This is a genomic window from Polaribacter gangjinensis (genome assembly GCF_038024125.1).
In the GTDB taxonomy this organism is placed as follows: Bacteria; Bacteroidota; Bacteroidia; order Flavobacteriales; family Flavobacteriaceae; genus Polaribacter; species Polaribacter gangjinensis.
Genome location: NZ_CP150662.1, coordinates 1,946,450 through 1,970,702, shown reverse-complemented (window position 1 = coordinate 1,970,702; position 24,253 = coordinate 1,946,450). Strand labels below are relative to the sequence as shown.

Genomic DNA, 24,253 nt, shown 5'->3' with positions numbered 1-24,253 from the left:
TTTTTTTGATGCTTTTATTCATAGTAAATTGCTCAAAAAATAACGGAATTTTTTTTCCAGAAAATGAAGAAAACTCACCAAAAATATCAATTGTAAAAACCTTTGGAGGATCAAAAAATGATGCTTTTCAATCAATCGTAAATTCAACAGATGGTGGTTATGCCATTTTAGGATTTACGCAAAGTAATGATCTTGATATTACTGATAAAACCGATGAAAGTTTTGATTATTGGGTTTTGAAGTTTTCTACTGATGATTCTTTGATTTGGAGTAAAACTTTTGGAGGTTCTGAAGATGACAGAGGAGCAGACTTAATTGCCACAAATGATGGTGGTTTTGCCCTTTTTGGATACAGCAAAAGTATTGATGGTGATGTTACTGAAAATAACGGTGATCAAGATTTCTGGATAATAAAAATCACTGCAAATGGTGACATTTCTTGGCAAAAATCGTTCGGTTTTTCTGGAACAGATACTGGTTATGCAATCACTGAAACCAATGATAACGGCTTTTTACTTTCGGGAGTTTTAGATGTTTCTGCTTCTGGAGGACAAGGAAATAAATCCGTTCAAAAACATGCAGGTGGTGACGTTTGGGCAATAAAATTAGACGCATTAGGCAATAAACAATGGCAAAATTATTACGGAGGCACATTTACTGATACTCCTTTTGGTATCACAAAAACCAATGACAATGGATTTATAATTTGCGCTTCTTCTGATAGCAATGATTTTAATATTTCAAACAATAAAGGTCAATACGATTTTTGGATTTTAAAAATTGATGCAAACGGAACCTTAATTTGGGAGAAAAATTTTGGTGGTTCAGAAATTGAAGAACCAAGAGGAATTTGCCAAACCAATGATGGAAATTTTATGATTGTTGGCGATACTAGAAGTTCTAACCAAGACGTTTTTAGCAATAATGGTGCTGCTGATTTGTGGCTCATCAAAATGACTTCTGATGGAAATTTGTTGTGGGAAAAAACTTTTGGAGGAAGTAGTTTTGATGTAGGTAGGGCAATTTTTCCATCTCAAAATGGCGGATTTTTAATTGCAGGAAACTCTAGAAGCCAAAACGCAAACTTTACCAATTTAGGTCAAAATGATGGTTGGATTTTAAAAATCGATAATGCTGGAAATCAAGTTTGGCAACAATTTTTAGGAGGTTCTGAAAACGATTTTTTAAATGATATTATTGAAATGCCAGACAATTCAATCATTGCCATTGGTGAATCTAATAGTAATAATGAATTAATTCCCATCAATAAAGGCTTTTCTGATGGTTTACTCATCAAACTAAAAAACTAAAAAATGAAACGGATTTATGTACTTATTTTTCTGACTTTTCTTTTTAATTCATGCGAAAAAAAAGACTGTTGCGTTAATTTTGATCCAGTAAATGTTACTGTAAAATTTACCCACAATTGGGATGGAATTCCCATAAATCAAAACGATTTTGACAATTTTAAATTTACGACTGAAAACGGAGAACTCATCAGTATTGACTTGTTGAGATATGTAGTTTCTAATGTAACTATTGGGCAAATTAGCAAGAAATATCAACTCATCAATGTTGGTGAAAATACAGGAACTGAAATTGTGTTAAATCAAGTTCCTAAAGGAAACAATTTTGTAAAATTTCGTTTTGGATTTGCAGATGTTGACAATGTAGATGGTGTGTATCAAGACTTAAATTCTACGTCATTCAATGTGCCAATGATGATGGGTGGAGGGTATCATTACATGCAATTTGACGGAAAATATAAAGACTCAAATAATCAGGATGCAAATTTTAACTATCACACAATCAGGGCTGTAAATATGTCAAATCCAATGAATTTAATTTTGGAAGATACTTCTTTTGAAGTTGAAATTGGTACAATCGAGTTTTCAAAAAACACAACAATCGAAATCAAAATGAATGTGGCTGAGTGGTTTAAAAATCCGAATTTATGGGATTTGAATGTGCTAAATACTGTTTTAATGCCCAATTTTGATGCTCAAAAATTGATGAGTGAAAATGGTAGAAATGTGTTTTCTTTGGGTGAAATTTCAAATGAATAATGACTAAAAATTGGGTTTTTCTATCTCTCATTTTTCTTTTGATGAATTGCTCATCCAAAGAAGAAGATTTATATGCACCTGTTGCTTATAATCTAGAAATTCCTTCGCTTTTTTCACAAAAATTGATTGCGCCAATTATTCCCGCAAACAATCCTTTGACACAAGAAGGTGTTGCTTTGGGAAAAAAATTGTTCTTTGAAAAATTGCTTTCAAAAGATAATACACAATCATGTGCAACTTGTCACAATCCACAAAATGCTTTTTCAGATTCGCAACAATTTAGTGTAGGAATTGATGGAAAAAAAGGATTTAGAAACGCAATGCCTTTGTTCAATTTGGCTTGGAATTTTGATGAATTATTCAATTGGGATGGAAGTGAATTTAGCTTAGAAAATCAAGCTTTTGAACCTGTCAGAAACCCAATTGAAATGCACGAAACTTGGAAAAATGTAACTCAAAAATTGCAAAATCATCCTGAATATCCAACCTTATTTAAAAAAGCTTTTGGAATAGCAACCATAGATTCTGTTTTAATCACCAAAGCAATTGCACAATTTGAACGCACTTTGATTTCTGGAAACTCGAAATTCGACCGATTTTTAAGAGGCGAAACCACCTTAACTCCTGAAGAAGAAAATGGATTCAACGTATTTATGGACGAAGCAAAAGGCGATTGTTTTCATTGTCATGGCAGCAACAACAATCCACTTTGGACAGACAATTTGTTTCATAATAATGGTCTTGACAAAACTTTTTCTGACCTTGGTTTGGGCGCAAAAACTGGCGATCCAAAAGACAATGGAAAGTTTAAATCACCATCAATCAGAAACTTAGCATTTACAGCACCTTATATGCATGATGGAAGATTTACTACTTTAGAAGAAGTTATCAATCATTATTCTGAAGGTTTGCAATTTTCATCAACCATTGATCCTTTAATGAAAAAAGTATCACAAGGTGGCGTGCAATTATCTGCAAAAGACAAAGCCGATTTGAAAGCATTTTTACTTTCGTTATCAGATGTTGAGTTTATCAACAATCCTTCTTTTAAAAATCCATAAGAAAAATCAATAGTTACATAGTAGTTGATAATAAATTATTAACAATTTTTATTGATGAAATGTGGTATATTTGCACTCAATTTAGATTTAATCTATTTAAGTTTATGATAAAAGTTTCTGACACAGCAAAAAAGAAAGTCATTGAATTAATGACGGAAGATGGCTTTGATGCCTCAAAAGATTTTGTAAGAGTTGGTGTAAAAAGTGGTGGTTGCTCTGGTTTGTCATACAATTTAACTTTCGACAACCAACAACATGAAAACGACAAAGTTTTTGAAGAAAATGATGTCAAAATCATTGTTGACAAAAAGAGCTTTTTATATTTAGTAGGAACCACATTAGAATATTCTGGAGGTTTAAACGGAAAAGGATTCGTTTTTAACAATCCAAATGCCAATAGAACTTGTGGTTGTGGAGAGAGTTTTTCTCTGTAAATGCCCATCCCAAACCTTCCAAAAGGGAAGGAGTAAAACGAAAAAATTATGAGTAAATATACTGAAGAAGACTTAAAAGAAGAATTAAAAACCAAGCAATATGAGTATGGTTTTTATACAGCAATAGAAAGTGAAACCTTTGCAAAAGGATTGAATGAAGATGTAGTTCGTGCAATTTCCAAAAAGAAAAACGAACCAGAATGGATGACGAATTGGCGATTAGAAGCGTATCGCAGTTGGACAAAAATGAAAGAACCAGAATGGGCAAACGTCAACTACCAAAAACCAAATTTTCAAGAAATTGCCTATTATTCTGCACCAAAAAAGAAACCAACACTAAATTCTTTAGACGAAGTTGATCCTGAAATGTTGGCTACATTCGAAAAATTAGGAATTTCTTTAGCAGAACAAAAAAAATTGGCAAATGTAGCTGTAGATATTGTGATGGATTCTGTTTCTGTAGCAACAACATTTAAAAAAACCTTGGCAGAAAAAGGAATTATTTTTATGCCAATTTCTGAAGCGATTCAAGAACATCCAGAGTTGGTAAAAAAATACATTGGCTCTGTAGTACCAACTACTGATAATTTTTATGCAGCATTAAACTCGGCTGTTTTTTCTGATGGATCTTTCTGTTACATTCCAAAAGGCGTAAAATGTCCTATGGAATTATCAACCTATTTTAGAATCAATGAAGGTGGAACTGGTCAGTTTGAAAGAACATTAGTGATTGCTGACAAAGGAAGTTATGTATCATATTTAGAAGGATGTACAGCTCCACAAAGAGATGAAAATCAATTGCATGCAGCAGTTGTAGAATTGATTGCGTTGGATGATGCTGAAATTAAGTATTCAACCGTTCAAAACTGGTTTCCAGGTGACGCAGAAGGAAAAGGTGGTGTCTATAACTTTGTAACTAAAAGAGGTTTGTGCGAAACCAATGCAAAAATTTCTTGGACTCAAGTTGAAACTGGCTCTGCAATTACGTGGAAATATCCAAGTTGTATTTTGAAAGGAAATAATTCTGTTGGCGAATTTTATTCGATTGCAGTAACCAATCATTTTCAACAAGCAGATACAGGAACTAAAATGATTCATTTGGGAAAAAACACCAAATCAACCATCATTTCTAAAGGAATTTCTGCTGGAAAATCACAAAATAGTTATCGTGGTTTAGTACAAATAAATTCAAGAGCAGAAAATGCTCGAAATTTTTCACAATGTGATTCTTTATTGATGGGTAATGAATGTGGTGCTCACACATTTCCGTACATCGAAGCAAAAAACAATACTGCAAAAATAGAACACGAAGCTACTACAAGTAAAATTGGAGAAGACCAATTATTTTATTGCAATCAACGTGGTATTGATACTGAAAAAGCAATTGCGTTAATCGTTAACGGATTTAGTAAAGAAGTATTGAACAAATTGCCTATGGAATTTGCTGTAGAAGCTCAAAAATTATTAGAAATTTCATTGGAAGGTTCAGTAGGATAAAATAAAAAAAGATGAAAAAAATTATTATATTATTTTTAGGTTTAGCTATCGTAAGTTGCAAAAACACTGAAAAGAAATCAGAAGAAAACACCAAACCCGAAGTAAAACTTTTTCAATTAGTGGGAGGCTCTATTTTGGTAAAAAAATTAGAAGTTTTTTCTCAGGATACAACTTACACAGGGCAATCAAAACAATTTACAGACGCCTATTATGTAATTTCTCATCCAAAAGGAAATTTAATGTGGGATGCAGGTTTGCCTGAACAATTGGTAATTCCTGAACCTTATGATGAACCAAGTGGTGTTTACAGAATTCAACGCCCAGATTCGTTGGTAAATCAGTTAAAATCTATCGGATTTAAAGTAGAAGATTTTCAATATTTTGCAATGTCTCATTCACATTTTGATCATACAGGTCATGCCAATTATATGAAAAATGCTACTTGGATTGTTCAAGAAAATGAATACAATGCTGTTTTAGGCGATTCATTGCCACAAAAAGATCCATCATTGGCAAGTTTAACAAAAGTGAAAAAAATCAAAGGAGATTATGATGTTTTTGGTGATGGAACTGTGATTATCAAATATACTCCAGGTCATACAATTGGTCATCAAGCTTTGTACGTAAAAGTTTCTGGACTGGAAAAACCAATTTTATTAACAGGTGATATGTATCATTTTGAAGAAAACAGAAAAAATAAAGGTGTTCCATCATTCAATTATGATGTAAAACAAACTTTAGAAAGTATGGCCGTTTTTGAAGCTTTTGCAAAAGAAAAAAATGCAGAAGTAATCATTCAACATTCGCCTAAGGATTTTGAAAAATTAGGAAAATTATTAAACAAATAAGATATTGAAATCATGTTAAAAATTAACAATTTACACGCTGAAATTAACGGAAAATCAATCTTAAAAGGATTAAATATCCATGTAAAAGCTGGTGAAGTTCATGCAATTATGGGTCCAAATGGTGCTGGAAAAAGTACCTTAGCAAACGTAATTGCTGGTAAAGAAGATTATGAGGTTACAGAGGGAATTATTGAGTTGAATGGCGAAGATATCAGCGAATTGGCTCCTGAAGAAAGAGCACATGCTGGCGTGTTTTTATCGTTTCAATATCCAGTAGAAATTCCTGGAGTTTCTGTTACGAATTTCATCAAAACTGCGATTAACGAAACTAGAAAAGCAAGAGGTCAAGAAGACATGCCTGCTAAAGATATGTTGCAAAAAATCCGTGAAAAATCAGAATTATTAGAAATTGATCGTAAATTCTTATCACGTTCTTTAAACGAAGGATTTTCTGGAGGAGAAAAAAAACGTAACGAAATTTTTCAAATGGCAATGTTAGAACCTAAAATCGCCATTTTAGATGAAACAGATTCAGGTTTGGATATTGATGCCTTGAGAATCGTTGCAAATGGTGTAAACAAGCTAAAATCAAAAGACAATGCGGTTTTAGTAATTACACATTATCAGCGTTTGTTAGATTATATTGTACCCGATTTTGTACACGTTTTATACGATGGAAAAATCGTTAAAACTGGTGATGCATCATTGGCTTTAGAATTGGAAGCAAAAGGATATGATTGGATTAAACAGGAATTGGTAAGCTAAAATTGAATTCAAAATTCAAAATTTGTGATTCAAAGTTGAGAAACTTTGAACTCTGAACTTTGAACTTTAAACTAAAAACAATGGAATTAAAAGATAAAATTCTTTCATCATACGTAGCATTTGAAAACGACATGGATATGAATTCTGATATTCATGAAATTCGTATGAAAGCGCTTGAAAATTTTGAAAAACTCGGTTTTCCATCAAAAAAATTAGAAGCTTGGAAATATACTTCCTTGAATGTAATTTTAAAAAATGATTATTGCTTGTTTCCAAACAAAGAAACTGCAATTGATTTGGCAGATGTTAAAAAATATCTGATTCAAGAAATTGATTCGTATAAAGTAGTTTTTATTGACGGCAAATACAATTCATTTTTATCAGAAACTACACACGATACGATTGATGTTTGCTTAATGTCAGCTGCATTAACAAAACCAAAATACAAAATTGTTATTGAAAATTATTTCAATAAAATTGCAAAACAAGACAACTTAACTTCTTTAAATACAGCTTTTGCAAAAGAAGGCGCTTATATTTACATTCCAAAAAATGTCGAAGTTCAAAAGCCAATTCAAATTGTAAATTTTACAACTGGGGCTGAAATTGCAACCATGATGCAACCACGAAACTTGATTGTTGTAGAAGAAAATGCACATGTTCAAATCATTGAGCGTCATCAAAGTTTGACTTCAAATGCTGTATTATCAAATGTGGTTACTGAAGTTTTTGCTGCCAGAAATTCCACTGTTGATTATTACAAAATTCAAAATGATAATTTACATGCTTCATTGGTTGATAATACTTACATAGAGCAAAAAACCAACAGTGAAGTATCTGTTCATACATTTTCATTTGGCGGAAATATCACAAGAAACAATTTGAACTTTTATCAAAAAGGCGAACACATTAATTCAATTTTAAAAGGAATTACCATTATTGAAGAAAAACAGCATGTAGATCATCATACATTGGTGCATCATTTAGAGCCAAATTGCGAAAGTCATCAAGACTACAAAGGCATTTATGACGAACGCTCTACAGGAGTTTTCAACGGAAAAGTAATTGTAGAAAAAGAAGCTCAAAAAACGAATGCATATCAACAAAACAACAATGTTTTAGTGAGTGACAAAGCCACTGTAAACGCAAAACCTCAACTAGAAATTTTTGCAGATGATGTAAAATGTTCTCATGGTTGTACCATTGGTCAATTAGATGATGATGCGTTATTTTACATGCAACAACGTGGAATTCCAAAAAAAGAAGGAAAAGCTTTACTGATGTATGCGTTTGCAAATACAGTTTTAGATAGCGTAAAAATCCCTGAAGTTAAAAAGAGAATTACCAAATTAATTGCTCAAAAACTGAAAGTAAATATTGGTTTTGATCTGTAATTAATTGTATTAGAATAATTTAAAAACGCAATTTTCCAAAAAAATTTTGGGAGATTGCGTTTTTTGTTTTTATAAAATAATACAATTTCAAAGTTAATACTAGTGTAATTTCAAAATATAATATTGTGCAATTTCAAAGTTAATACTAGTGTAATTTCAAAATTATTTATATATTTGACTCATAATCAAGTAACTTATGAGTGTAAATAGAAAGATTAAACATGAAATGGATATATATAAAAATAAATATCCTATTCTGGCTTTAACGGGTCCAAGACAATCTGGTAAAACTACTTTTTTGAAAAGCTATTTTTCTGATTACGAATATGTAAATTTAGAGAATTTAGATATCAGAAAATTTGCAATAGATGATCCAAATGGTTTTTTAAAGCAATATAATAACTATGTTATTTTTGATGAAGCACAGCGTGTTCCAGAGTTATTTTCATATTTACAAACCAAAGTAGATGAAGATAAAATTATGGGACAATATATTTTGTCTGGTTCTCAAAACTTTCATTTAATGCAAAATATTACGCAAAGTTTAGCTGGTAGGGTTGCCTTATTTAAGTTATTGCCTTTTGATGTATCAGAAATGCAAGAGGCAAATTGGCTTGATGATGATTTTGCTGTGAATCTTCAAAAAGGATTTTATCCTGCAATTTACGACAGAGTTATTTCATCCAAAGTTTTTTATTCAAATTACATTCAAACCTATGTTGAACGAGATTTATCAGAACTTATCAACGTAAAAGATTTAAAACAATTTCGAAATTTTATTTCACTTTGTGCAGCAAGAGTAGGTCAATTATTAAATTTGAATTCCCTTGCAAACGAATGCGGCATAACACAACCAACAGCCAAATCTTGGATTTCTGTTTTAGAGAGCAGTTATATTGTTTATCAATTGCAACCTTATTTTTCTAACTTTAATAAACGAGTAACAAAAACTTCAAAATTGTATTTTTATGATACTGGACTCCTATGTTTTTTGTTGAAAATAAATGATGCTGAAACCGTAAAATTAAGCTCACTAAAAGGAAGCCTTTTTGAAAATTATGTGATAAATGAATTCATCAAAAAAAATTATCATAACAATCTATTATTAGATTTTTGGTTTTGGAGAGACGCTGTTGGTCATGAAGTAGATTTAATTTGGCAAAATTCTGAACTTTTAAATTTAGTGGAAATCAAAGCATCAGAAACTATCATGCCTCATATGTTCAAAGGATTAACCTATTTTGAAAAACTAAAACCCTCTTTAGTTAAGAGTAAAACCATAGTTCATACTGGACTTTTTAACCAAGAGCGAACACTAGGAAACGTAACTAGTTGGAAAGAAATATTGGAATCAATTTGATAAAAGGAGAAAAATAGTTTTTGAAACTTTTAATCGATAATTTTATTTTTTTATAGACGAAATAATCCCACTCAAAAAAGCATTTTCATCCATTTGAGAAAGTCCCATTCTTACCACAACCAACTCTTGATCAGGCAAAATATACACACGTTGTCCCTGATAACCATCTGCATAAAACATGTTTTTCGGCACATCTTGAAACGTTGGTTTGGCATTCAACCAAAATTGTGCGCCATAAGTTCCATCAGAAGTTGGAGTAGGAGTTGAAACATAATCAACCCAAGTTTCATCAAACAATTGTTGTCCATTCCAATTCCCTTTGTATAAATATAACAAGCCAAATTTTGCCCAATCTCTAGCAGTTGCCCAAGCATAAGAAGAGCCAATATACTTCCCGGCTAAATCCGTTTCTAAAAGCATGGAATTCATGCCAATTTTATCAATCAAATTGGTGTACCAAAAATCCAAGTATTCTTGCTGCGTTTGAAACTGATTTCTGATGATTCCTGACAATAAATTGGTTGTTCCTGACGAATAGTTCCATGAAGCATTTATTTTGCCTGAAAGCGGCTTTTTTTCTTGCGCTTTTGTCATGTCTTTTTCTAAAAAAAGCATTTTAGTAACATCCGAAATTTTATCATAATTTTCATCCCATTCCAAACCTGAATTCATTTGTAGTAAATTATGAATCGTGATGTTTTTTCGCCCATCATTTTGCCAAGATTTGATGGGAGCTTTGTCATAAACAGACAACTTTTTTTGATATTGTAAAATCCCAAAAATGGTACTTGTAATGCTTTTTGTCATTGACCAACCTAAAATTTTGGAGTTTTTATCAAAACCTTCAGCATATTTTTCGGCGATAATTTGGTCTTTGTAAATCACTAAAACTGCTCTAGAATTGTTTTTCCCAAAAACCGAATTCACAGTTTCATTCAATTTTTGATAATCAATTTCTGATAAAATCGTGTCTTTTGGTTCAGCATTTCCATAAGGAAAAGGCGTTTTTTCATCAGAAATTGCTCTTTTTGGTTGTAAAAAAGGCGCATTTTCATCTTCATCATTCAATGTTAAAACTGCTCCTAAACCCTCTCTGTAAATTGCTTTTCTTGACAATAAACCAAAAACTGAAGAAATGGCTAATTTTTTTTCATCATCAATTTTATCATTTGCCAAATTTATAGGCGAAAAATTATTGTCAGTTGAATCTGTAAAAGCCAAACTCCTTTCTGCTAAAAAAACTGAAGAAGCTGAATTTTTCGCTGAATAACCTGCAATAATATTCAACTTTGGATAATTGATCATCACAACCAATAAAATTGCTGAGGAAAGAAGAAGTAAAATGCGTTTGAAAATTTTCATCGAGTAAATTTTGAATATGTAAAAATAAGAAATTCGTATGGAGTTTTTTAAAACATTCAAAATTCATAAGTTATCTTTGTATTTTAAATTTGATATTATGTTTGATGTTGCTAAAATTCGTGAAGATTTTCCCATTCTTAAAAGGTTTGTTAACGGAAAACCTTTGGTGTATTTTGACAATGCTGCTACGTCTCAAACTCCGCAAGTAGTTATTGATACTATTGTAGATTATTACAGCAATTACAACGCAAATATTCACAGAGGTGTGCATGCTTTGAGCCAAGAAGCTACTGATAAATATGAAGCTTCTCGTATCAAAATTCAGCAGCATTTCAATGCAAAACATTCGTATGAAATCATTTTTACTTCTGGCACAACTCATGCTATAAACTTGGTTGCAGCTGGATTTTCTGAGATTTTAAATCCGAATGATGAAATTATAGTTTCGGCTTTAGAGCATCATTCCAATATTGTTCCTTGGCAAATGTTGTGCGAAAAAACGGGCGCTTTTTTAAAAGTGATTCCAATGACTGAAGCAGGAACTTTAGACATGACTATTTATCATCGATTATTGAATAAAAACACCAAATTGGTTTTTTGCAATCACGTTTCTAACGCTTTAGGTACTGTAAATCCTATCAAAGAAATCATTGATGCCGCACATAAAATTGGAGCAGCAGTTTTGATTGATGGTGCACAAGCAACTCCACATATAAAACCTGATGTTCAAGCGTTGGATGTTGACTTTTATGTGGCCTCAGCGCATAAACTATGTGGACCAACAGGAGTTGGAATGTTGTATGGAAAACAAGCTTGGTTAGAGAAAATCCCTCCTTATCAAGGTGGAGGAGAAATGATAGAAACCGTAACTTTTCAAAAAACAACTTATGCAGGATTACCTCATAAATTTGAAGCTGGAACGCCCAATATTTGTGGAGGAATTGCTTTTGGAGCTGCTTTAGATTATATGAATGCTGTTGGATTTGAACAAATTGCAGCCTACGAAAATGAGCTTTTAAAGTATGCTACTGAAGAATTATTGAAGATTGAAGGACTCAGAATTTACGGAACAGCACCTGAAAAAACAGCCGTAATTTCATTCAATGTTGGAGCGATTCATCCTTATGATATTGGTACAATTTTAGACAAATTAGGCATTGCTGTTAGAACAGGACAGCATTGTACACAACCCATTATGGACTTTTATAATATTCCTGGAACTGTAAGAGCATCTTTCTCTTTTTACAATACCAAAGAAGAAATTGATGTGATGATTACTGCGTTGAAAAAAGCAGTGATGATGCTTTCTTAGATTTTAAAAATTTTATCTAATAAAAAAGGTTGAGAAAATTCTCAACCTTTTTTGTATAAAATACTTTCTAAAATTATCTCAAAGCTGGTGAATAGTTTGTTGGATAATTTCCTGCTTTCGCCAAACCATTGGTTGCTGTAGTAAAGTTTGAGCCAAATTTAGCATCAATTGCTGCTAAAATTTTATTTGCCATTAAAGCATATCCTCTTGCAGTTAAATGTACACCATCCAAACTGATTAAACCTCCTACAACAAGTCTTGTTGTCATTGTATAACCATCAAAACGAATTCCAGCTGAAGCTTCTTCTAAAACTGCTTTAAAATCAACCAAAGCTACATTTGGATTTGAATTTGCAATAGCAGTAATTGTAGTATTGTAGGCATCAGTAGCCGTTTTGATTGCTGTTTGTTCTTGAGGTGTAATTACCCATCTATCAGCTAATGGCACAGTAACTCCATTAATCATTTGAGGATTTCCTCCAACAGTCGTTCCAATAAAAGTAGAGCTTGGCAAAACTAATAAATCTGCGGCTGTTGCTTGTCTATATTTTGGTAATGCAGCAAAGGCAGGATTAATTGCCCCTAAATCTGTTAAATCTTCATCAACAATAACTACTGCATTTCCAGCACCTGCTGAAAAATTAATTTTTCTTTTATTAAGTTCCTCTTGTGTAAACAAACCTGGAATACCAGACAAAGCGTTGTAAGCTGCTTGTAATCCTGCATTATATGCTGCATACGCCCCATTAACCGCTGTTGCAGTAGCTGCATCCAAAGGAACTGGATTGTGAGGAACTGTTGTAAAGTGTGCTAAATTCGTTATATAAGGAACTGTAGCAACTACTCCTTTTGCTCCTCCAGAAGTTAAGGTTGTAACCATATTGCTGAATACTTGAGCAAAAACATTTGGATCCGTAATATCACTACTACCATATGTAGCTGGATTTAAGTTTCCTGTTTGATTTACTCCTGAACCACCAGAAAGTGCATAGCCTAAAACATCATTTCCTCCGACTTCAGAAAGTGTAAAGAATGTAGGAACTTGAGCCATTGCATCACCTATAACAGTTGCATTTGCACTTGTTGACATTCTCGCAAAATATGGATTTGCCAAACCTAAAGGTACTCCTGCTAAATTTCCATAACCTGGAGCCACTAAATGAAAACTTTTTGCACCAGGAATTCCGAAATTATGTAATGCACCTGTTACTTTAGAAGTAACTTCGGTAGTTGGAGCTGCTGCTAAAGGAGCAGGACCTGAGCCATTGAAAAACAATCTTGGTCCTTGAATGACATTACCTGAAAAAAGTAATCCGCCAATGTTATCATTCATCATTGGTTGATTAAATTCTGTGCCAAATTTGCTTGCTAAAATGTTTGGAAATGAGTTTTGCTGAGCAGCAATAAAAAGTGCGTTATCTGTAAATCCTGCTGTGAAAGAAGCGCCAATTGCAACGTATTTTGAAAAATCTAATCCGTTTGTATTTAACTCAACTTCTGCAGGAAGATTTGCTGGAATTTCATCTAAATCATTATTCACATCACAAGAAGCAATGGCTAATGACGCTAGAAATAATCCTATATATTTATAATTTTTCATGTATAAAATAGTTTTTTATTAATTATTAATTGTCCAAGAAATATAATACTGAGACCCAATTGCACCAACTCCAGGAGCACTGAAATATTCTTGACCTCCTAAGTTAGCTCCTCCTAATTTGATTACAGATTTTAATTTTGGAATGCTATAGTTAATTTGAGCATCTAAAACTGTACGTCCATCAATTGTAGCATCTAAGAAAGTTGATTCCCAAACGAAAGCGTTTTGCCATCTTAGGTTCATATTAAATCCGAAGTTTTTGAACAAGTTTGTGTTTCCGAACTGAACTTTAACTTTGTGCTCTGGAGTGTTAAATCCTGCTTCAAAATCTGGATCAGTTGATTGATCAAAATCAAATTTTGCATAGGTATAATTCAATCCAAAATCAAAGTCTTTGAAAATTTTGGTATTCAAACCAATTGAAACTCCATAAGAATTGATATCGGCTGCAGAGTTTGTATATGTTTGAAATACTGTAAAATCGCCATTTTGAAGTGCAGCTAATGAAAGTGAATTATCTCCTACAGTTCCATAAAAAGGAGTGATTACGTTTTTCCCTGCAATAAAGTCTTCATAACTATTGTAATACCCACTTAAATCTACGGTAATATTTTGTTCGCCAGCTTTTACCAATCCCCTATATCCTAATTCGTAAGCAGTTACTTTTTCTGGTTGAACAAGTGGTACATCTGCTTTTGTTGGAGCTCCATTTGCAACAGATTCAGCTGAAAATGCATTTTCATACGCTGCTCTTCCTGAAACTCTTGTAGTTGGTGTTCCTAAAATTCCTTGTCCAAAACCACTTACAATTAATGGTTGTGTTAAATATCTGTCTAAGTTATCAGGAGCTGATCCTACTAAATAAGCTCTTCCTGCATTTAAACCAATGTATTGATCTTGTGTTGTTGGGTTTCTAAATCCTGTTTGAAAAGATGCTCTAAAGTTTTGATTTTTTCCTTCTCCAGCTGCATAAGCTAACGAAATTCTTGGTGAATAATTTCCTTGGAAATTTTGCGCTTTATCATAACGTAAAGATGCTGTTAATTTTAAACGATCTTCTTCTAAGAATTTCTTTTGCATTTGAGTGTAAATACCAAATTCGTCATAATCAATAGGACCATCGTAATCTGTAAAAATACTTCCATTAGAATTCAAAGAATACAATCTGTAAGAACCTCCAATTTGGAATTCTGCCCAATCAATTACATCTTGAAAATTGTAATTTGCGTCTACGTGATATAATTTCGTATTGTCTTGAAATTTAGAACCTGTAACTAAATCTGGATCAGCAGTAATTCTGTCAAAAGCTTCTTGAAACTGAGGTGTTCCTGGCTCAAATCTCCCTGATTCAGCAGTTTGTCTTGCAATTGCGTGTGCTTGATCTGAAGTTAAGCCTCCTAAAGTTCCTTGAACATAAGCTCCTACATATTGACCAAACCAAACGTTGTCTGGTTTCCAAGCTCTGTTGATGTTAATTGCCGCAAAACGAGTATCGTATGAATTTCCTGCATCTTCATTGGTCATATAACCTCTAACGAAAAAGTTTTTCCCTCTGAATTCTAACTTGTGTTGCTCCATGAAGAAATCTTTAATGTTGTACCTATTTGTACCTTGATAAATAGTGTTTCCAACACCAAATTTTGAATCCCAAATAATTTCTAGACGATCATCTCCAAAAGGACGATAATTTAACGAACTTCCAAATTTTACACTTTTTGCTTCATAGGTCATTAAATCTCTTTCGTTGTAACCAGTTCTACTGATGTTTTCACTTGGCACTAATGCTGCTGCGCCATTTGGTAAAATTCCTAAACCAACTAACGTTTGTGCAACACCTCTAATGTTCGTAGAAACCTCATCACCATAAACGTTTAATCCGTCATAGTTTCTATCAGAATTTCTATCTCCAGAGGTATAAGTACCATTTCTAGTATTTCTGTAATCTGTTGCAAACCACTCAGTACCATCTAAATATGATAAGGTTGCTTTAGCTGCAAATTTATCAGAAAATGCATACGCCATTCTGATGTTAAAATCGTTGTATGCATTGTCTCCTGCTGCATCTTGGCTAGTAATTCCTGTTTTTAAAGAAACGCTAATTCCTTGGTGTTCAAAAGGATTTTTACTAGTCATAAACATAATTCCGTTGAAAGCATTTGCTCCGTATAAAGCTGATGAAGCTCCAGGAAGTAACTCAACAGTATTTACATCCAATTCAGACATACCTAATAAATTCCCCAAAGCAAAGTTTAACGCAGGTGAAGAGTTATCCATTCCATCAACCAATTGCATAAAACGAGTGTTGGCGAAAGTGGCAAATCCACGAGTGTTTACAGACTTAAAAGTTAAGCTGTTTGTGTTCACATCAACACCCTTTAAGTTCTCTAAACCATCATAAAAAGACGGAGCAGAAGTATTTTTTATCTCTCTAATGTCCATTCTTTCAACAGTTACTGGAGATTCCATAATACGTTCTGGAGTTCTTGATGCAGATACAACAATCTCATCTAAAGAAGTTTCATTTTCAGATAAACTAACATCAACTTTTTGATTTTTTTTCGTTATTTGAACTTCTTCTGTTTTGTATCCAATCATGGATATTTCTAACGTAAATGGCGGATTATCAGTTACTTTCAATTCGAATTTTCCATCGAAATCAGTACTTGTGCCAACAGATTTTCTTGAAACCTTGATGTTTGCACCAGGAAGTAGCTCTCCTGTTTTAGCGTCTTTTACAGTCCCTGAAATCGTAGTTTGAGCCACCATAGACAAACTACCAAAAGCTATAAAAGCAATGAATAAAATCTTTTTTATCATAATTTGAATTATTAGTTAAGTAGTATGCAAAGTACAAAAAAATTTGAATTTCTGAATAGTTGTGTAAAATTTTTATGAAATTGTCAAAAACGACACTCTTTAATTGGTAAATAGGCATATTAAAAAAGTAATTTTACCTTAATTTAAACTTCAGAAATTGTACCTTTGCGTTTTGAAATTTGCTTTTTTGAAAACAATATATAACACCTCAAATTTTATTTCTGACACAAAAACCTATGTCACAATAGGCACATTTGATGGCGTACATTTTGGACATCAAAAAATTATTGAAAAGCTAGTTTTTGAAGCAAAAAAGGCACAAAAAAAATCTGTTGTGCTTACTTTTTTCCCTCATCCTAGAATGGTTTTACAAAAAGATGCTTCCGTAAAACTTATAAATACAATTGATGAACGCGCAAATTTACTTGAAAAAACAGGATTGGATTATTTGATTATTCATCCGTTTTCAGTGGAATTTTCAAAAATGACTGCTTTAGAATTTGTAAGAGATATTTTGGTAAATCAGCTAAACATTGCTAAGTTGATTATTGGCTATGATCATCATTTTGGAAAAAATAGAGAAGGAAACATCACTCAACTTTCAGAATACAGTGATGTGTATAATTTTGATGTTGAAGAAATTCCGGCGCAAGATATTGATGAAGTTTCGGTAAGCTCTACAAAAATTAGACGTGCTTTAGAATCTGGAAATTTACAAACCGCAAATCATTATTTAGGATATCCTTTTATGCTGAATGGAACTGTGGTAAATGGAAAAAAATTGGGTGGAAAAATTGGCTATCCAACAGCAAATATAGCTATTGAAGAACCGTATAAATTGATTCCAAAAACAGGTGTTTATGTGGTAAAATCAACCATAAATGAAAATGTGGTTTTTGGAATGATGAATATTGGAAACAGACCTACTGTTGATGGAAATTATCAAACTATTGAAGTGCATTTTTTCGATTTTAACGAGGATTTATATGGGAAAAAGTTACGCATTGATTTGCTCTATTTTTTACGTGATGAACAAAAATTTGATTCGATTTCTTTGTTGGTAAATCAACTAAAAAATGATGAAAAAAACGCTAAAAACTATCTAAAAAACAAACTATAAACGAGCGTTGCTTAAATGTGATGCTTGCCCTATATTTGCGCTATAAAACAACCAAAAATGTTACAAGTAAACTTTATCAGAGAAAATAAAAAAACGGTTTTAGAAGGATTGGCAAAACGTAATTTTGCTGATGCTGAAAATATCATTGAAAAAGTGCTTACCGCTGACGAAAACAGACGTGCAACTCAAGTACTTTTAGACAATATTTTGGCTGAAGCAAATGTAATTTCAAGAGAAATTGGCCAGTTTTTTAAATCGGGTGAAGTTCAAAAAGCGAACATTTTAAAAGAAAAAACAACTTTATTGAAAGAGCAAACCAAAGAACTTTCAGAAAAGTTAACTGCTTATGCTGATGAATTAGAATCTCTTTTATACTTGATTCCTAACATTCCTCATCATTCTGTAAAAGCAGGAAAATCTGCCGATGATAATGAAGAAATTTTTGCAGAAGGTGAAATTCCTAATTTAGGCGAAAATGCGCTTCCTCACTGGGAATTAGCAAAAAAATACGACATCATTGATTTTGATTTAGGCGCGAAAATCACAGGTGCAGGATTTCCTGTTTACAAAGGAAAAGGCGCCAAATTGCAACGTGCATTGATCAGTTATTTTTTAGATAAAAATACAGCTGCAGGTTATCAAGAAGTGCAAGTGCCTCATTTAGTGAACGAAGCTTCTGGTTTTGGAACAGGTCAATTACCTGATAAAGAAGGACAAATGTATCATGCAACTGAAGATAATTTGTATTTAATTCCAACTGCAGAAGTGCCAATCACGAATTTATTTCGTGGAGATTTACTACAAAATGCTGATTTACCAATAAAACTAACAGGTTACACACCTTGTTTTCGTAGAGAAGCAGGAAGTTATGGCGCTCACGTTCGTGGTTTAAACAGATTGCATCAATTTGATAAAGTAGAAATCGTACGCATTGAACATCCTTCAAAATCGTATGAAGTTTTGGAAGAAATGGTAGAACACGTAAAAAATATTTTAAAAGAATTGAAATTGCCTTACCGAATTTTACGTTTGTGTGGAGGAGATATGGGTTTTACATCGGCTTTAACGTATGATTTTGAATTATTTTCTACTGCGCAAAACAGATGGTTAGAAATTAGTTCTGTTTCAAATTTTGAAACTTTTCAAGCAAATAGATTGAAATTGCGTTTTAAAAACAGTGAAGGAAAAAATGAATTGGTGCACACGTTGAATGGTAGCTCTTTGGCTTTGCCTCGTGTTTTAGCTGGAATTTTAGAGAATTATCAAACAGCTGAAGGAATTCAAATTCCGGAAGTTTTGATTCCTTATACTGGATTTGATAGCATTTAGTTCAGAGTTCAAAATTCAAAATTTTGAGTTTATTTGAGCCTGAAAACTGCAACTGAATTTTAATTTGAAATTACAGCAGTCATCATTCTTTTGTATTTATTCATCTCTAAAAGCGCATTTAAATAAGCGCTTATTTGTCCGTCTTTCATGAAATCGTTCGCATTTTGCTTGGCAATTTCATATTGGTCTGATAGTTGATTCATGGCGTTTACTTGTTAGTTATTTCCCTTAAGACAATTTCTGTGCCAAAATGTTACAGCTAGTATTTTAAAATTTAAATCGTTTCACAAAATTTTAACAGCATTCTTGTTATATTTGAAGATTATGAAACACTTTTTCACCATAATTTTATTTCTGATCAACGGTTTTGTAGCGGCTCAAGAAATTTCTGAAAATGAATTTTTCTTAGCAGAAAGCTATTTTAGAGAAGGAGAATATGAAAAAGCTACTCAGATTTATAAAAAATTATACGATCAAAGTCCTTTCAATAGCACGTATTTATTCAGATTAATTACTTGTTATCAACAAACAGAATCGTTTGATATTGTTGAAAATCTACTTGTAAATCGTATTAAAAAAGAGCCTTCTCAAACGTATTTACATGTTTTTTTAGGATACAATTACAGTAAAAAACAACAAGAAGATGAAGCAAAAGTTCAATATGAAAAAGCGATACAATCCATAGAAAATAACAATCCGTATACGATTACAATAGCGCGTGCTTTTAGCGATTATAATTTGCTTGATTATGCCATTTTAGCGTATGAAAAAGCAATGAAAGTAAATCCAACAGCAAATTTTGGATTTCAAATAGCACAGATTTATGGCGAAAAAGGAGAATATCAAAAAATGTTTGAAGCTTACATTGATTTGCTCGATTCAAATGAACGCTATTTAAATTTGGTTCAACGTTCTGCAAGTAAATACATTACTGATGATGCTGAAAACGAAGCAAATATTTTATTCAGAAAAGCGGTTTTACAAAAATCTTTGAACAATCCAAAAAACGAATGGAATATTCTGCTAAGTTGGTTATTTATTCAGCAAAAAGAATACGAAAAAGCATTTGTTCAAGAAAAAGCGTTGTTTAATAGAAATCCAACAGATGTTTCAATGATTTTTGAATTGGGTGAAATTGCTTTCGAAGACAAAAACTATGAAACAGCTGAAAATTGCTTTCAATTTATCGTCGAAAAAACAAGTTTGACTGAGGATAAAATCAGTGCGAATTTATACCTCGTAAAAATTGCAATAGCCACAAAAAATCCTGAAACGACTAAACTTTTTGATAAACTTTTTAACGAATTTGGCATCAATCCTGCAACCATAAACCTGCAAGTTGCTTATGCCGATTTTTTAACGTTTCAAAAAAACAATCCAGAAAAAGCCATTGAAATTTTAGAAAAAGCGCTGACTTTTTCTTCATCAAAATTTGAAGAAGCGCGAATCAAACTTAAATTAGGCGATGTTTTCGTTTTTATAGGACAATTTAACAAAGGATTGATTTATTTTTCGCAAATTCAAACACAGTTAAAAAATCATGAATTGGGTCAAGAAGCACAATTTAAAGTTGCACAAACCAGTTATTTTAAAGGCGATTTTGAATGGGCAAAAGCACAATTAAAAGTACTAAAAGGCGCTACAACTCAACTCATTGCAAATGATGCTGTAGATTTATATTTAAAAATAATTGACAATGAACCTGTTGATTCTACTCCTTCTGGCTTGAAAGAATTTGCAAAAGCAGAATTGTTAGCGTATCAAAATAAAGATGAGGAAGCTTTACAAGAAATAGAAAAGTTATTTTCATATAAAGAACTATTTGTAAATGGCTTAACTCCTGGCGAAGTTATGTATGATGATGTCTTGTTTTTGCAGGCAAAACTTTTTATGAAAAAAGAAAAGTACCAAGAAGCTATTGTTAGTTTAACCAAAATTATTGACGCTGATAATCAGGGATTTTTAACAGACGATGTATATTATTTGATAGCAGAAACCTATAATTTTAAACTTAAAAATCCTGAAAAAGCAAAAGAATATTATCAAAAAATTATCTTTGAACAACCTTCTAGTATTTATTTGGTTGATGCCAGAAATAAATTCAGAAAAATACGAGGAGAAGTCATTAACTAATGTGAGTTTCTCATTAAATCATTCACTCAATAAATCATTAAAAATGTACATATACAACGTAACCATCAATATTGAAGACAGTTTGCATGATGAATGGCTTGTTTGGATAGAAACTCACATTAGTGATGTATTAAATACGGGGAAATTTACTTCCGCAAAACTGACAGAAGTGTTGGCCGAAAACGAATCTGGAAGAACGTATTCTGTGCAATATTCAGCCAATTCGCGCAAAGATTTAGACGATTATTACCAATTTGATGCTGATAAATTACGCTCAGATGCCATTCAAAAATTTGGGAGTAAAATGCTCGCTTTTAGAACTGAATTAAAATTAGTTAAAGAGTTTTATCCCATAAATACAAGCAACTAAAAAATGACTGTAAAAGCAAAAAAACATTTAGGACAGCATTTTTTAACAGACGAAACTATTGCTCAAAAAATAGCAGATTCTTTATCAGAAAATGGGTATAATGAGGTGTTAGAAATTGGACCAGGAATGGGCGTTTTAACAAAATACCTATTGCAAAAAAAATCAAAAATTACTGTTTTTGAAATTGATAGAGAATCAGTTGAATATCTAAAAGAAACGTTTCCAAAAGAACATTTTCAACTAAATACATCCAAAGAAAAATTTGAAATTATTGAAGGCGACTTTTTGAAAAAAAATCTGCACGAAATTTTTAAAGGGCAACAAGTGGCAATTATTGGCAATTTCCCTTACAATATTTCAAGTCAAATTTTGTTCAAAGCTATTGAAAACAGAGTCATAATTCCTGAATTTTCAGGCATGTTTCAAAAAGAAGTTGCGCTGAGAATTGCTGAAAAAGAAGGCAGTAAAACATACGGAATTTTATCAGTTTTATCACAAGCTTTTTATGATGTTGAGTACTTATTTACTGTTCCACCCACTGTTTTTAATCCGCCTCCAAAAGTAGATTCTGGTGTAATTCGCCTTGTAAGAAAAGAAAACTTTACGCTTCCTGTAGATGAAAAATTGTTTTTTTCTGTGGTAAAAACCGCATTCAATCAACGCAGAAAAATGCTGCGTTCGAGTTTAAAATCATTCAATATTTCTGATTCTTTAAAAGAAGACCCTATATTTGCAAAGCGTCCTGAGCAATTATCTGTTCAAGAATTTATTTTTCTCACACAAAAAATCGCAAATAATGACCTTTGAAGTGACTTCAGAATTTGTTGAAAAGCTATCTAAACTGATTGAACTTAGAAAAGATTCTGCTATCAAGAAACTTTTTGAAGATGTTCATTATGCAGATATTGCTGAGGTTTTAGATGAAGTAGATTTTGATGAAGCTATCTATATCATTAAACTTTTAGACAGTGAAAAAACATCAGAAATTCTTACAGAATTAGATGAAGACACGCGTTTAAGAATTCTTGATAATTTATCAGCAAAAGAAATTGCAGAAGAAATTAGTGAAATGGACACTGATGATGCTGCAGATATTATTGGCGAACTTTCTGCAGAGCGTCAAAGAAATGTTATCAATGCTCTTGAAGATATTGAACATGCTGCTGATATTAAAGAATTACTCTCTTATAAAGATAACACAGCAGGAGCCTTAATGGCTAAAGAGCTTGTAAAAGTATATGAAACTTGGACAGTTGCTGGTTGTCTGCGCAGAATTCGTGGACAAGCAAAAGAGGTAAGCAGAGTGCACTCTATTTATGTAGTTGATAAAAAAGAGCGCCTTGTTGGGCGATTGTCTCTAAAAGATTTGATTGTTGCAAAAAACGATCAAAAAATTGCTGATATTTATATTTCTTCTGTTGATGCTGTAAATGTCAATGAAGATGATGAAGAGGTTGCAAAAATCATGTCGAAATACGATTTAGAAGCCATTCCTGTGGTTGATGACAACAACGTTTTATTAGGCAGAATTACCATTGATGATATTGTGGACGTTTTAAAAGAAGAAGCGGATAGAGATTATCAATTAGCAGCGGGTTTAACACAAGACGTAGATTCTGATGACAGTATTTTAGACTTGACAAAAGCGCGTTTGCCTTGGTTGATATTGGCGTTGTTTGGTGGTTTTATCAGTGTTTCTATTTTGGGAGGTTTTGGAGATGCAATGAGCAAATTTCCTGAGCTCTTTTTCTTTACGCCTTTAATTGCAGCAATGGCTGGAAATGTAGGAGTTCAATCTTCCGCAATTATTGTTCAAGGTTTGGCAAATGATAGTTTGCGAGGCTCTTTATTTAAAAGACTTTTAAAAGAAACCATTCTCAGTTTGTTTAACGGATTAATTTTATCCGTTTTATTAATGTCTGCAGGAATGTTGATTCTTGGATTTAATTTTAATGTAGGATTAACAGTAGCAATTTCTTTGATTTCTGTAATTATTTTAGCTTCCTTAATAGGAACTTTTGTCCCAATTATTTTGGATAAAAAAAATATTGATCCTGCTTTGGCTACAGGTCCTTTTATCACAACAAGTAATGATATACTAGGAATTTTAATCTACTTTTTGATCGCAAAACTAATTTTAGGATTTTAATTTTACGAAAATATCCCACAAAACAATTCCTGCGCTTACTGAAATATTTAAGGAATGTTTGGTTCCCAATTGCGGAATTTCAATGCACAAATCACAAGAATTGACTACTTTTTGTTGTACGCCTTTCACTTCATTTCCAAAAATAACTGCATATTTTTGTTTTTTATCAGGATGAAAATCGTTCAGTTTTGTGCTATTTTCTGCTTGTTCAATTGCCAAAACTGTTACATTTTCAGATTTTAATTTTTCAACAACATCAATTGTATTTTCAGCATATTCCCAATCTACAGAATCTGTTGCACCTAAAGCTGTTTTATGAATTTCGTTGTTTGGTGGTGTTGCTGTAATACCACACAAATAGATTTTTTCAATCAAAAAAGCATCACTTGTTCTAAAAACGGAACCAATATTATTCAAACTACGGATATTGTCTAAAACCACAATCAATGGCGTTTTTTCAACTGCTTTAAATCCTTCAATTGTGAGTCTTTTTAATTCGGTATTTTTTAATTTTCTCATAATCTCTTTTTATCCGTTGTTTTTTTTGGACTTTAAACTTTGAATTTTAAATATTGAAATTTCTTTTTCTATCTTCGCAAAACTAACGTAAAAAACCGAAAACTTGTCAAAAACGGA

21 protein-coding genes are annotated in these 24,253 nt (G+C 32.3%); 16 read left to right on the top strand and 5 right to left on the bottom strand.

Annotated elements, in window-relative coordinates; all coding sequences use genetic code 11:
* Window positions 1-8: 8 nt before the first annotated feature.
* The 9 genes from WHA43_RS08890 to WHA43_RS08850 all read left to right on the top strand — a co-directional run bounded on the left by WHA43_RS08890 (window position 9) and on the right by WHA43_RS08850 (window position 9,425).
* Entirely contained in the window at window positions 9-1,310 is a 1,302-nt protein-coding gene (locus WHA43_RS08890) for a hypothetical protein (protein WP_226742878.1), read from the top strand.
* 3 nt (window positions 1,311-1,313) lie between these two features.
* Window positions 1,314-2,066 carry an MbnP family protein gene (locus tag WHA43_RS08885; protein WP_105046703.1) on the top strand — a complete coding sequence of 251 codons (753 nt, stop codon included), beginning with the start codon at window positions 1,314-1,316 and terminating at the stop codon, window positions 2,064-2,066.
* The gene (locus WHA43_RS08880) at window positions 2,066-3,127 is read left to right on the top strand and encodes a cytochrome-c peroxidase (protein WP_226742877.1); all 1,062 of its coding nucleotides are present in this window, start codon (window positions 2,066-2,068) and stop codon (window positions 3,125-3,127) included. The genes WHA43_RS08885 and WHA43_RS08880 overlap by 1 nt, the downstream gene beginning before the upstream one ends.
* Window positions 3,128-3,231: 104 nt before the next feature.
* The gene (locus WHA43_RS08875; RefSeq protein WP_105046702.1) at window positions 3,232-3,561 is read left to right on the top strand and encodes a HesB/IscA family protein; all 330 of its coding nucleotides are present in this window, start codon (window positions 3,232-3,234) and stop codon (window positions 3,559-3,561) included.
* Window positions 3,562-3,609: 48 nt separating this feature from the next.
* Window positions 3,610-5,058 carry a Fe-S cluster assembly protein SufB gene (gene sufB / locus WHA43_RS08870; protein WP_105046701.1) on the top strand — a complete coding sequence of 483 codons (1,449 nt, stop codon included), beginning with the start codon at window positions 3,610-3,612 and terminating at the stop codon, window positions 5,056-5,058.
* A gap of 11 nt (window positions 5,059-5,069) precedes the next feature.
* On the top strand, window positions 5,070-5,906 hold the full coding sequence (locus tag WHA43_RS08865) for an N-acyl homoserine lactonase family protein (protein ID WP_105046700.1): 837 nt from the start codon (window positions 5,070-5,072) through the stop codon (window positions 5,904-5,906).
* 12 nt (window positions 5,907-5,918) lie between these two features.
* On the top strand, window positions 5,919-6,671 hold the full coding sequence (sufC, locus tag WHA43_RS08860; RefSeq protein ID WP_105046699.1) for a Fe-S cluster assembly ATPase SufC: 753 nt from the start codon (window positions 5,919-5,921) through the stop codon (window positions 6,669-6,671).
* A gap of 80 nt (window positions 6,672-6,751) precedes the next feature.
* Window positions 6,752-8,065 (top strand): Fe-S cluster assembly protein SufD, encoded by a 1,314-nt coding sequence (gene sufD, locus WHA43_RS08855; protein ID WP_105046698.1) that lies wholly within the window; start codon window positions 6,752-6,754, stop codon window positions 8,063-8,065.
* A 226-nt stretch (window positions 8,066-8,291) separates the two neighbouring features.
* A complete protein-coding gene (locus WHA43_RS08850) occupies window positions 8,292-9,425 on the top strand; it encodes an ATP-binding protein (protein ID WP_226742876.1) in 1,134 nt (377 codons plus the stop codon).
* Between the two features lie 42 nt (window positions 9,426-9,467).
* Here WHA43_RS08850 and WHA43_RS08845 read toward each other — a convergent pair whose 3' ends face one another.
* Window positions 9,468-10,787 carry a serine hydrolase domain-containing protein gene (locus WHA43_RS08845; RefSeq protein ID WP_105046696.1) on the bottom strand — a complete coding sequence of 440 codons (1,320 nt, stop codon included), beginning with the start codon at window positions 10,785-10,787 and terminating at the stop codon, window positions 9,468-9,470.
* 97 nt (window positions 10,788-10,884) lie between these two features.
* Here WHA43_RS08845 and WHA43_RS08840 point away from each other — a divergent pair, with 97 nt between their 5' ends.
* Complete coding sequence (locus WHA43_RS08840; protein WP_105047355.1) at window positions 10,885-12,099, top strand: aminotransferase class V-fold PLP-dependent enzyme; 1,215 nt, start codon at window positions 10,885-10,887, stop codon at window positions 12,097-12,099.
* A gap of 73 nt (window positions 12,100-12,172) precedes the next feature.
* Here the strand turns inward: WHA43_RS08840 and WHA43_RS08835 are convergent, their stop codons facing one another.
* Window positions 12,173-13,699, bottom strand: a complete 1,527-nt coding sequence (locus WHA43_RS08835; protein WP_105046695.1) for a G-D-S-L family lipolytic protein — start codon at window positions 13,697-13,699, stop codon at window positions 12,173-12,175.
* A gap of 18 nt (window positions 13,700-13,717) precedes the next feature.
* A complete protein-coding gene (locus tag WHA43_RS08830) occupies window positions 13,718-16,516 on the bottom strand; it encodes a TonB-dependent receptor (protein ID WP_105046694.1) in 2,799 nt (932 codons plus the stop codon).
* A gap of 187 nt (window positions 16,517-16,703) precedes the next feature.
* Between WHA43_RS08830 and WHA43_RS08825 the strand changes: the two genes are divergently transcribed.
* Together WHA43_RS08825 and serS are read left to right on the top strand one after the other, a co-directional pair.
* Window positions 16,704-17,636: a bifunctional riboflavin kinase/FAD synthetase gene (locus WHA43_RS08825; RefSeq protein ID WP_211290325.1), complete on the top strand. Its 933-nt coding sequence runs from the start codon at window positions 16,704-16,706 to the stop codon at window positions 17,634-17,636.
* Between the two features lie 57 nt (window positions 17,637-17,693).
* The gene (gene serS / locus WHA43_RS08820; RefSeq protein ID WP_105046692.1) at window positions 17,694-18,965 is read left to right on the top strand and encodes a serine--tRNA ligase; all 1,272 of its coding nucleotides are present in this window, start codon (window positions 17,694-17,696) and stop codon (window positions 18,963-18,965) included.
* Window positions 18,966-19,024: 59 nt separating this feature from the next.
* Here the strand turns inward: serS and WHA43_RS08815 are convergent, their stop codons facing one another.
* Window positions 19,025-19,168, bottom strand: a complete 144-nt coding sequence (locus WHA43_RS08815; protein WP_170039571.1) for a hypothetical protein — start codon at window positions 19,166-19,168, stop codon at window positions 19,025-19,027.
* Window positions 19,169-19,289: 121 nt separating this feature from the next.
* Between WHA43_RS08815 and WHA43_RS08810 the strand changes: the two genes are divergently transcribed.
* From WHA43_RS08810 to mgtE, 4 genes are read left to right on the top strand one after another with little or no spacing between them, the layout of a single operon-like run.
* Window positions 19,290-21,098 carry a tetratricopeptide repeat protein gene (locus WHA43_RS08810; RefSeq protein ID WP_105046691.1) on the top strand — a complete coding sequence of 603 codons (1,809 nt, stop codon included), beginning with the start codon at window positions 19,290-19,292 and terminating at the stop codon, window positions 21,096-21,098.
* A gap of 43 nt (window positions 21,099-21,141) precedes the next feature.
* Window positions 21,142-21,468, top strand: a complete 327-nt coding sequence (locus WHA43_RS08805; protein ID WP_105047354.1) for a DUF4286 family protein — start codon at window positions 21,142-21,144, stop codon at window positions 21,466-21,468.
* 3 nt (window positions 21,469-21,471) lie between these two features.
* Window positions 21,472-22,275 carry a 16S rRNA (adenine(1518)-N(6)/adenine(1519)-N(6))-dimethyltransferase RsmA gene (rsmA, locus tag WHA43_RS08800; RefSeq protein ID WP_105046690.1) on the top strand — a complete coding sequence of 268 codons (804 nt, stop codon included), beginning with the start codon at window positions 21,472-21,474 and terminating at the stop codon, window positions 22,273-22,275.
* Entirely contained in the window at window positions 22,265-23,617 is a 1,353-nt protein-coding gene (mgtE, locus tag WHA43_RS08795; RefSeq protein ID WP_105046689.1) for a magnesium transporter, read from the top strand. Before rsmA ends, mgtE begins: the two co-directional genes overlap by 11 nt.
* Here mgtE and WHA43_RS08790 read toward each other — a convergent pair.
* Window positions 23,606-24,136 (bottom strand): RNA methyltransferase, encoded by a 531-nt coding sequence (locus WHA43_RS08790; protein WP_105046688.1) that lies wholly within the window; start codon window positions 24,134-24,136, stop codon window positions 23,606-23,608. The genes mgtE and WHA43_RS08790 overlap by 12 nt on opposite strands.
* Window positions 24,137-24,253: the final 117 nt, after the last annotated feature.

What these genes read in the sequence shown, in the direction of transcription:
- WHA43_RS08805 (WP_105047354.1), top strand. Translation starts at nt 21,142, where the DNA reads ATGTACATATACAACGTAACCATCAATATTGAAGACAGTTTGCATGAT.
- serS (WP_105046692.1), top strand. Translation starts at nt 17,694, where the DNA reads ATGTTACAAGTAAACTTTATCAGAGAAAATAAAAAAACGGTTTTAGAA.
- mgtE (WP_105046689.1), top strand. Translation starts at nt 22,265, where the DNA reads ATGACCTTTGAAGTGACTTCAGAATTTGTTGAAAAGCTATCTAAACTG.
- rsmA (WP_105046690.1), top strand. Translation starts at nt 21,472, where the DNA reads ATGACTGTAAAAGCAAAAAAACATTTAGGACAGCATTTTTTAACAGAC.
- WHA43_RS08890 (WP_226742878.1), top strand. Translation starts at nt 9, where the DNA reads ATGCTTTTATTCATAGTAAATTGCTCAAAAAATAACGGAATTTTTTTT.
- WHA43_RS08840 (WP_105047355.1), top strand. Translation starts at nt 10,885, where the DNA reads ATGTTTGATGTTGCTAAAATTCGTGAAGATTTTCCCATTCTTAAAAGG.
- WHA43_RS08880 (WP_226742877.1), top strand. Translation starts at nt 2,066, where the DNA reads ATGACTAAAAATTGGGTTTTTCTATCTCTCATTTTTCTTTTGATGAAT.
- sufD (WP_105046698.1), top strand. Translation starts at nt 6,752, where the DNA reads ATGGAATTAAAAGATAAAATTCTTTCATCATACGTAGCATTTGAAAAC.
- WHA43_RS08875 (WP_105046702.1), top strand. Translation starts at nt 3,232, where the DNA reads ATGATAAAAGTTTCTGACACAGCAAAAAAGAAAGTCATTGAATTAATG.
- WHA43_RS08835 (WP_105046695.1), bottom strand. Translation starts at nt 13,699, where the DNA reads ATGAAAAATTATAAATATATAGGATTATTTCTAGCGTCATTAGCCATT.
- WHA43_RS08865 (WP_105046700.1), top strand. Translation starts at nt 5,070, where the DNA reads ATGAAAAAAATTATTATATTATTTTTAGGTTTAGCTATCGTAAGTTGC.
- sufB (WP_105046701.1), top strand. Translation starts at nt 3,610, where the DNA reads ATGAGTAAATATACTGAAGAAGACTTAAAAGAAGAATTAAAAACCAAG.
- WHA43_RS08830 (WP_105046694.1), bottom strand. Translation starts at nt 16,516, where the DNA reads ATGATAAAAAAGATTTTATTCATTGCTTTTATAGCTTTTGGTAGTTTG.
- WHA43_RS08810 (WP_105046691.1), top strand. Translation starts at nt 19,290, where the DNA reads ATGAAACACTTTTTCACCATAATTTTATTTCTGATCAACGGTTTTGTA.
- WHA43_RS08815 (WP_170039571.1), bottom strand. Translation starts at nt 19,168, where the DNA reads ATGAATCAACTATCAGACCAATATGAAATTGCCAAGCAAAATGCGAAC.
- sufC (WP_105046699.1), top strand. Translation starts at nt 5,919, where the DNA reads ATGTTAAAAATTAACAATTTACACGCTGAAATTAACGGAAAATCAATC.
- WHA43_RS08850 (WP_226742876.1), top strand. Translation starts at nt 8,292, where the DNA reads ATGGATATATATAAAAATAAATATCCTATTCTGGCTTTAACGGGTCCA.
- WHA43_RS08790 (WP_105046688.1), bottom strand. Translation starts at nt 24,136, where the DNA reads ATGAGAAAATTAAAAAATACCGAATTAAAAAGACTCACAATTGAAGGA.
- WHA43_RS08845 (WP_105046696.1), bottom strand. Translation starts at nt 10,787, where the DNA reads ATGAAAATTTTCAAACGCATTTTACTTCTTCTTTCCTCAGCAATTTTA.
- WHA43_RS08885 (WP_105046703.1), top strand. Translation starts at nt 1,314, where the DNA reads ATGAAACGGATTTATGTACTTATTTTTCTGACTTTTCTTTTTAATTCA.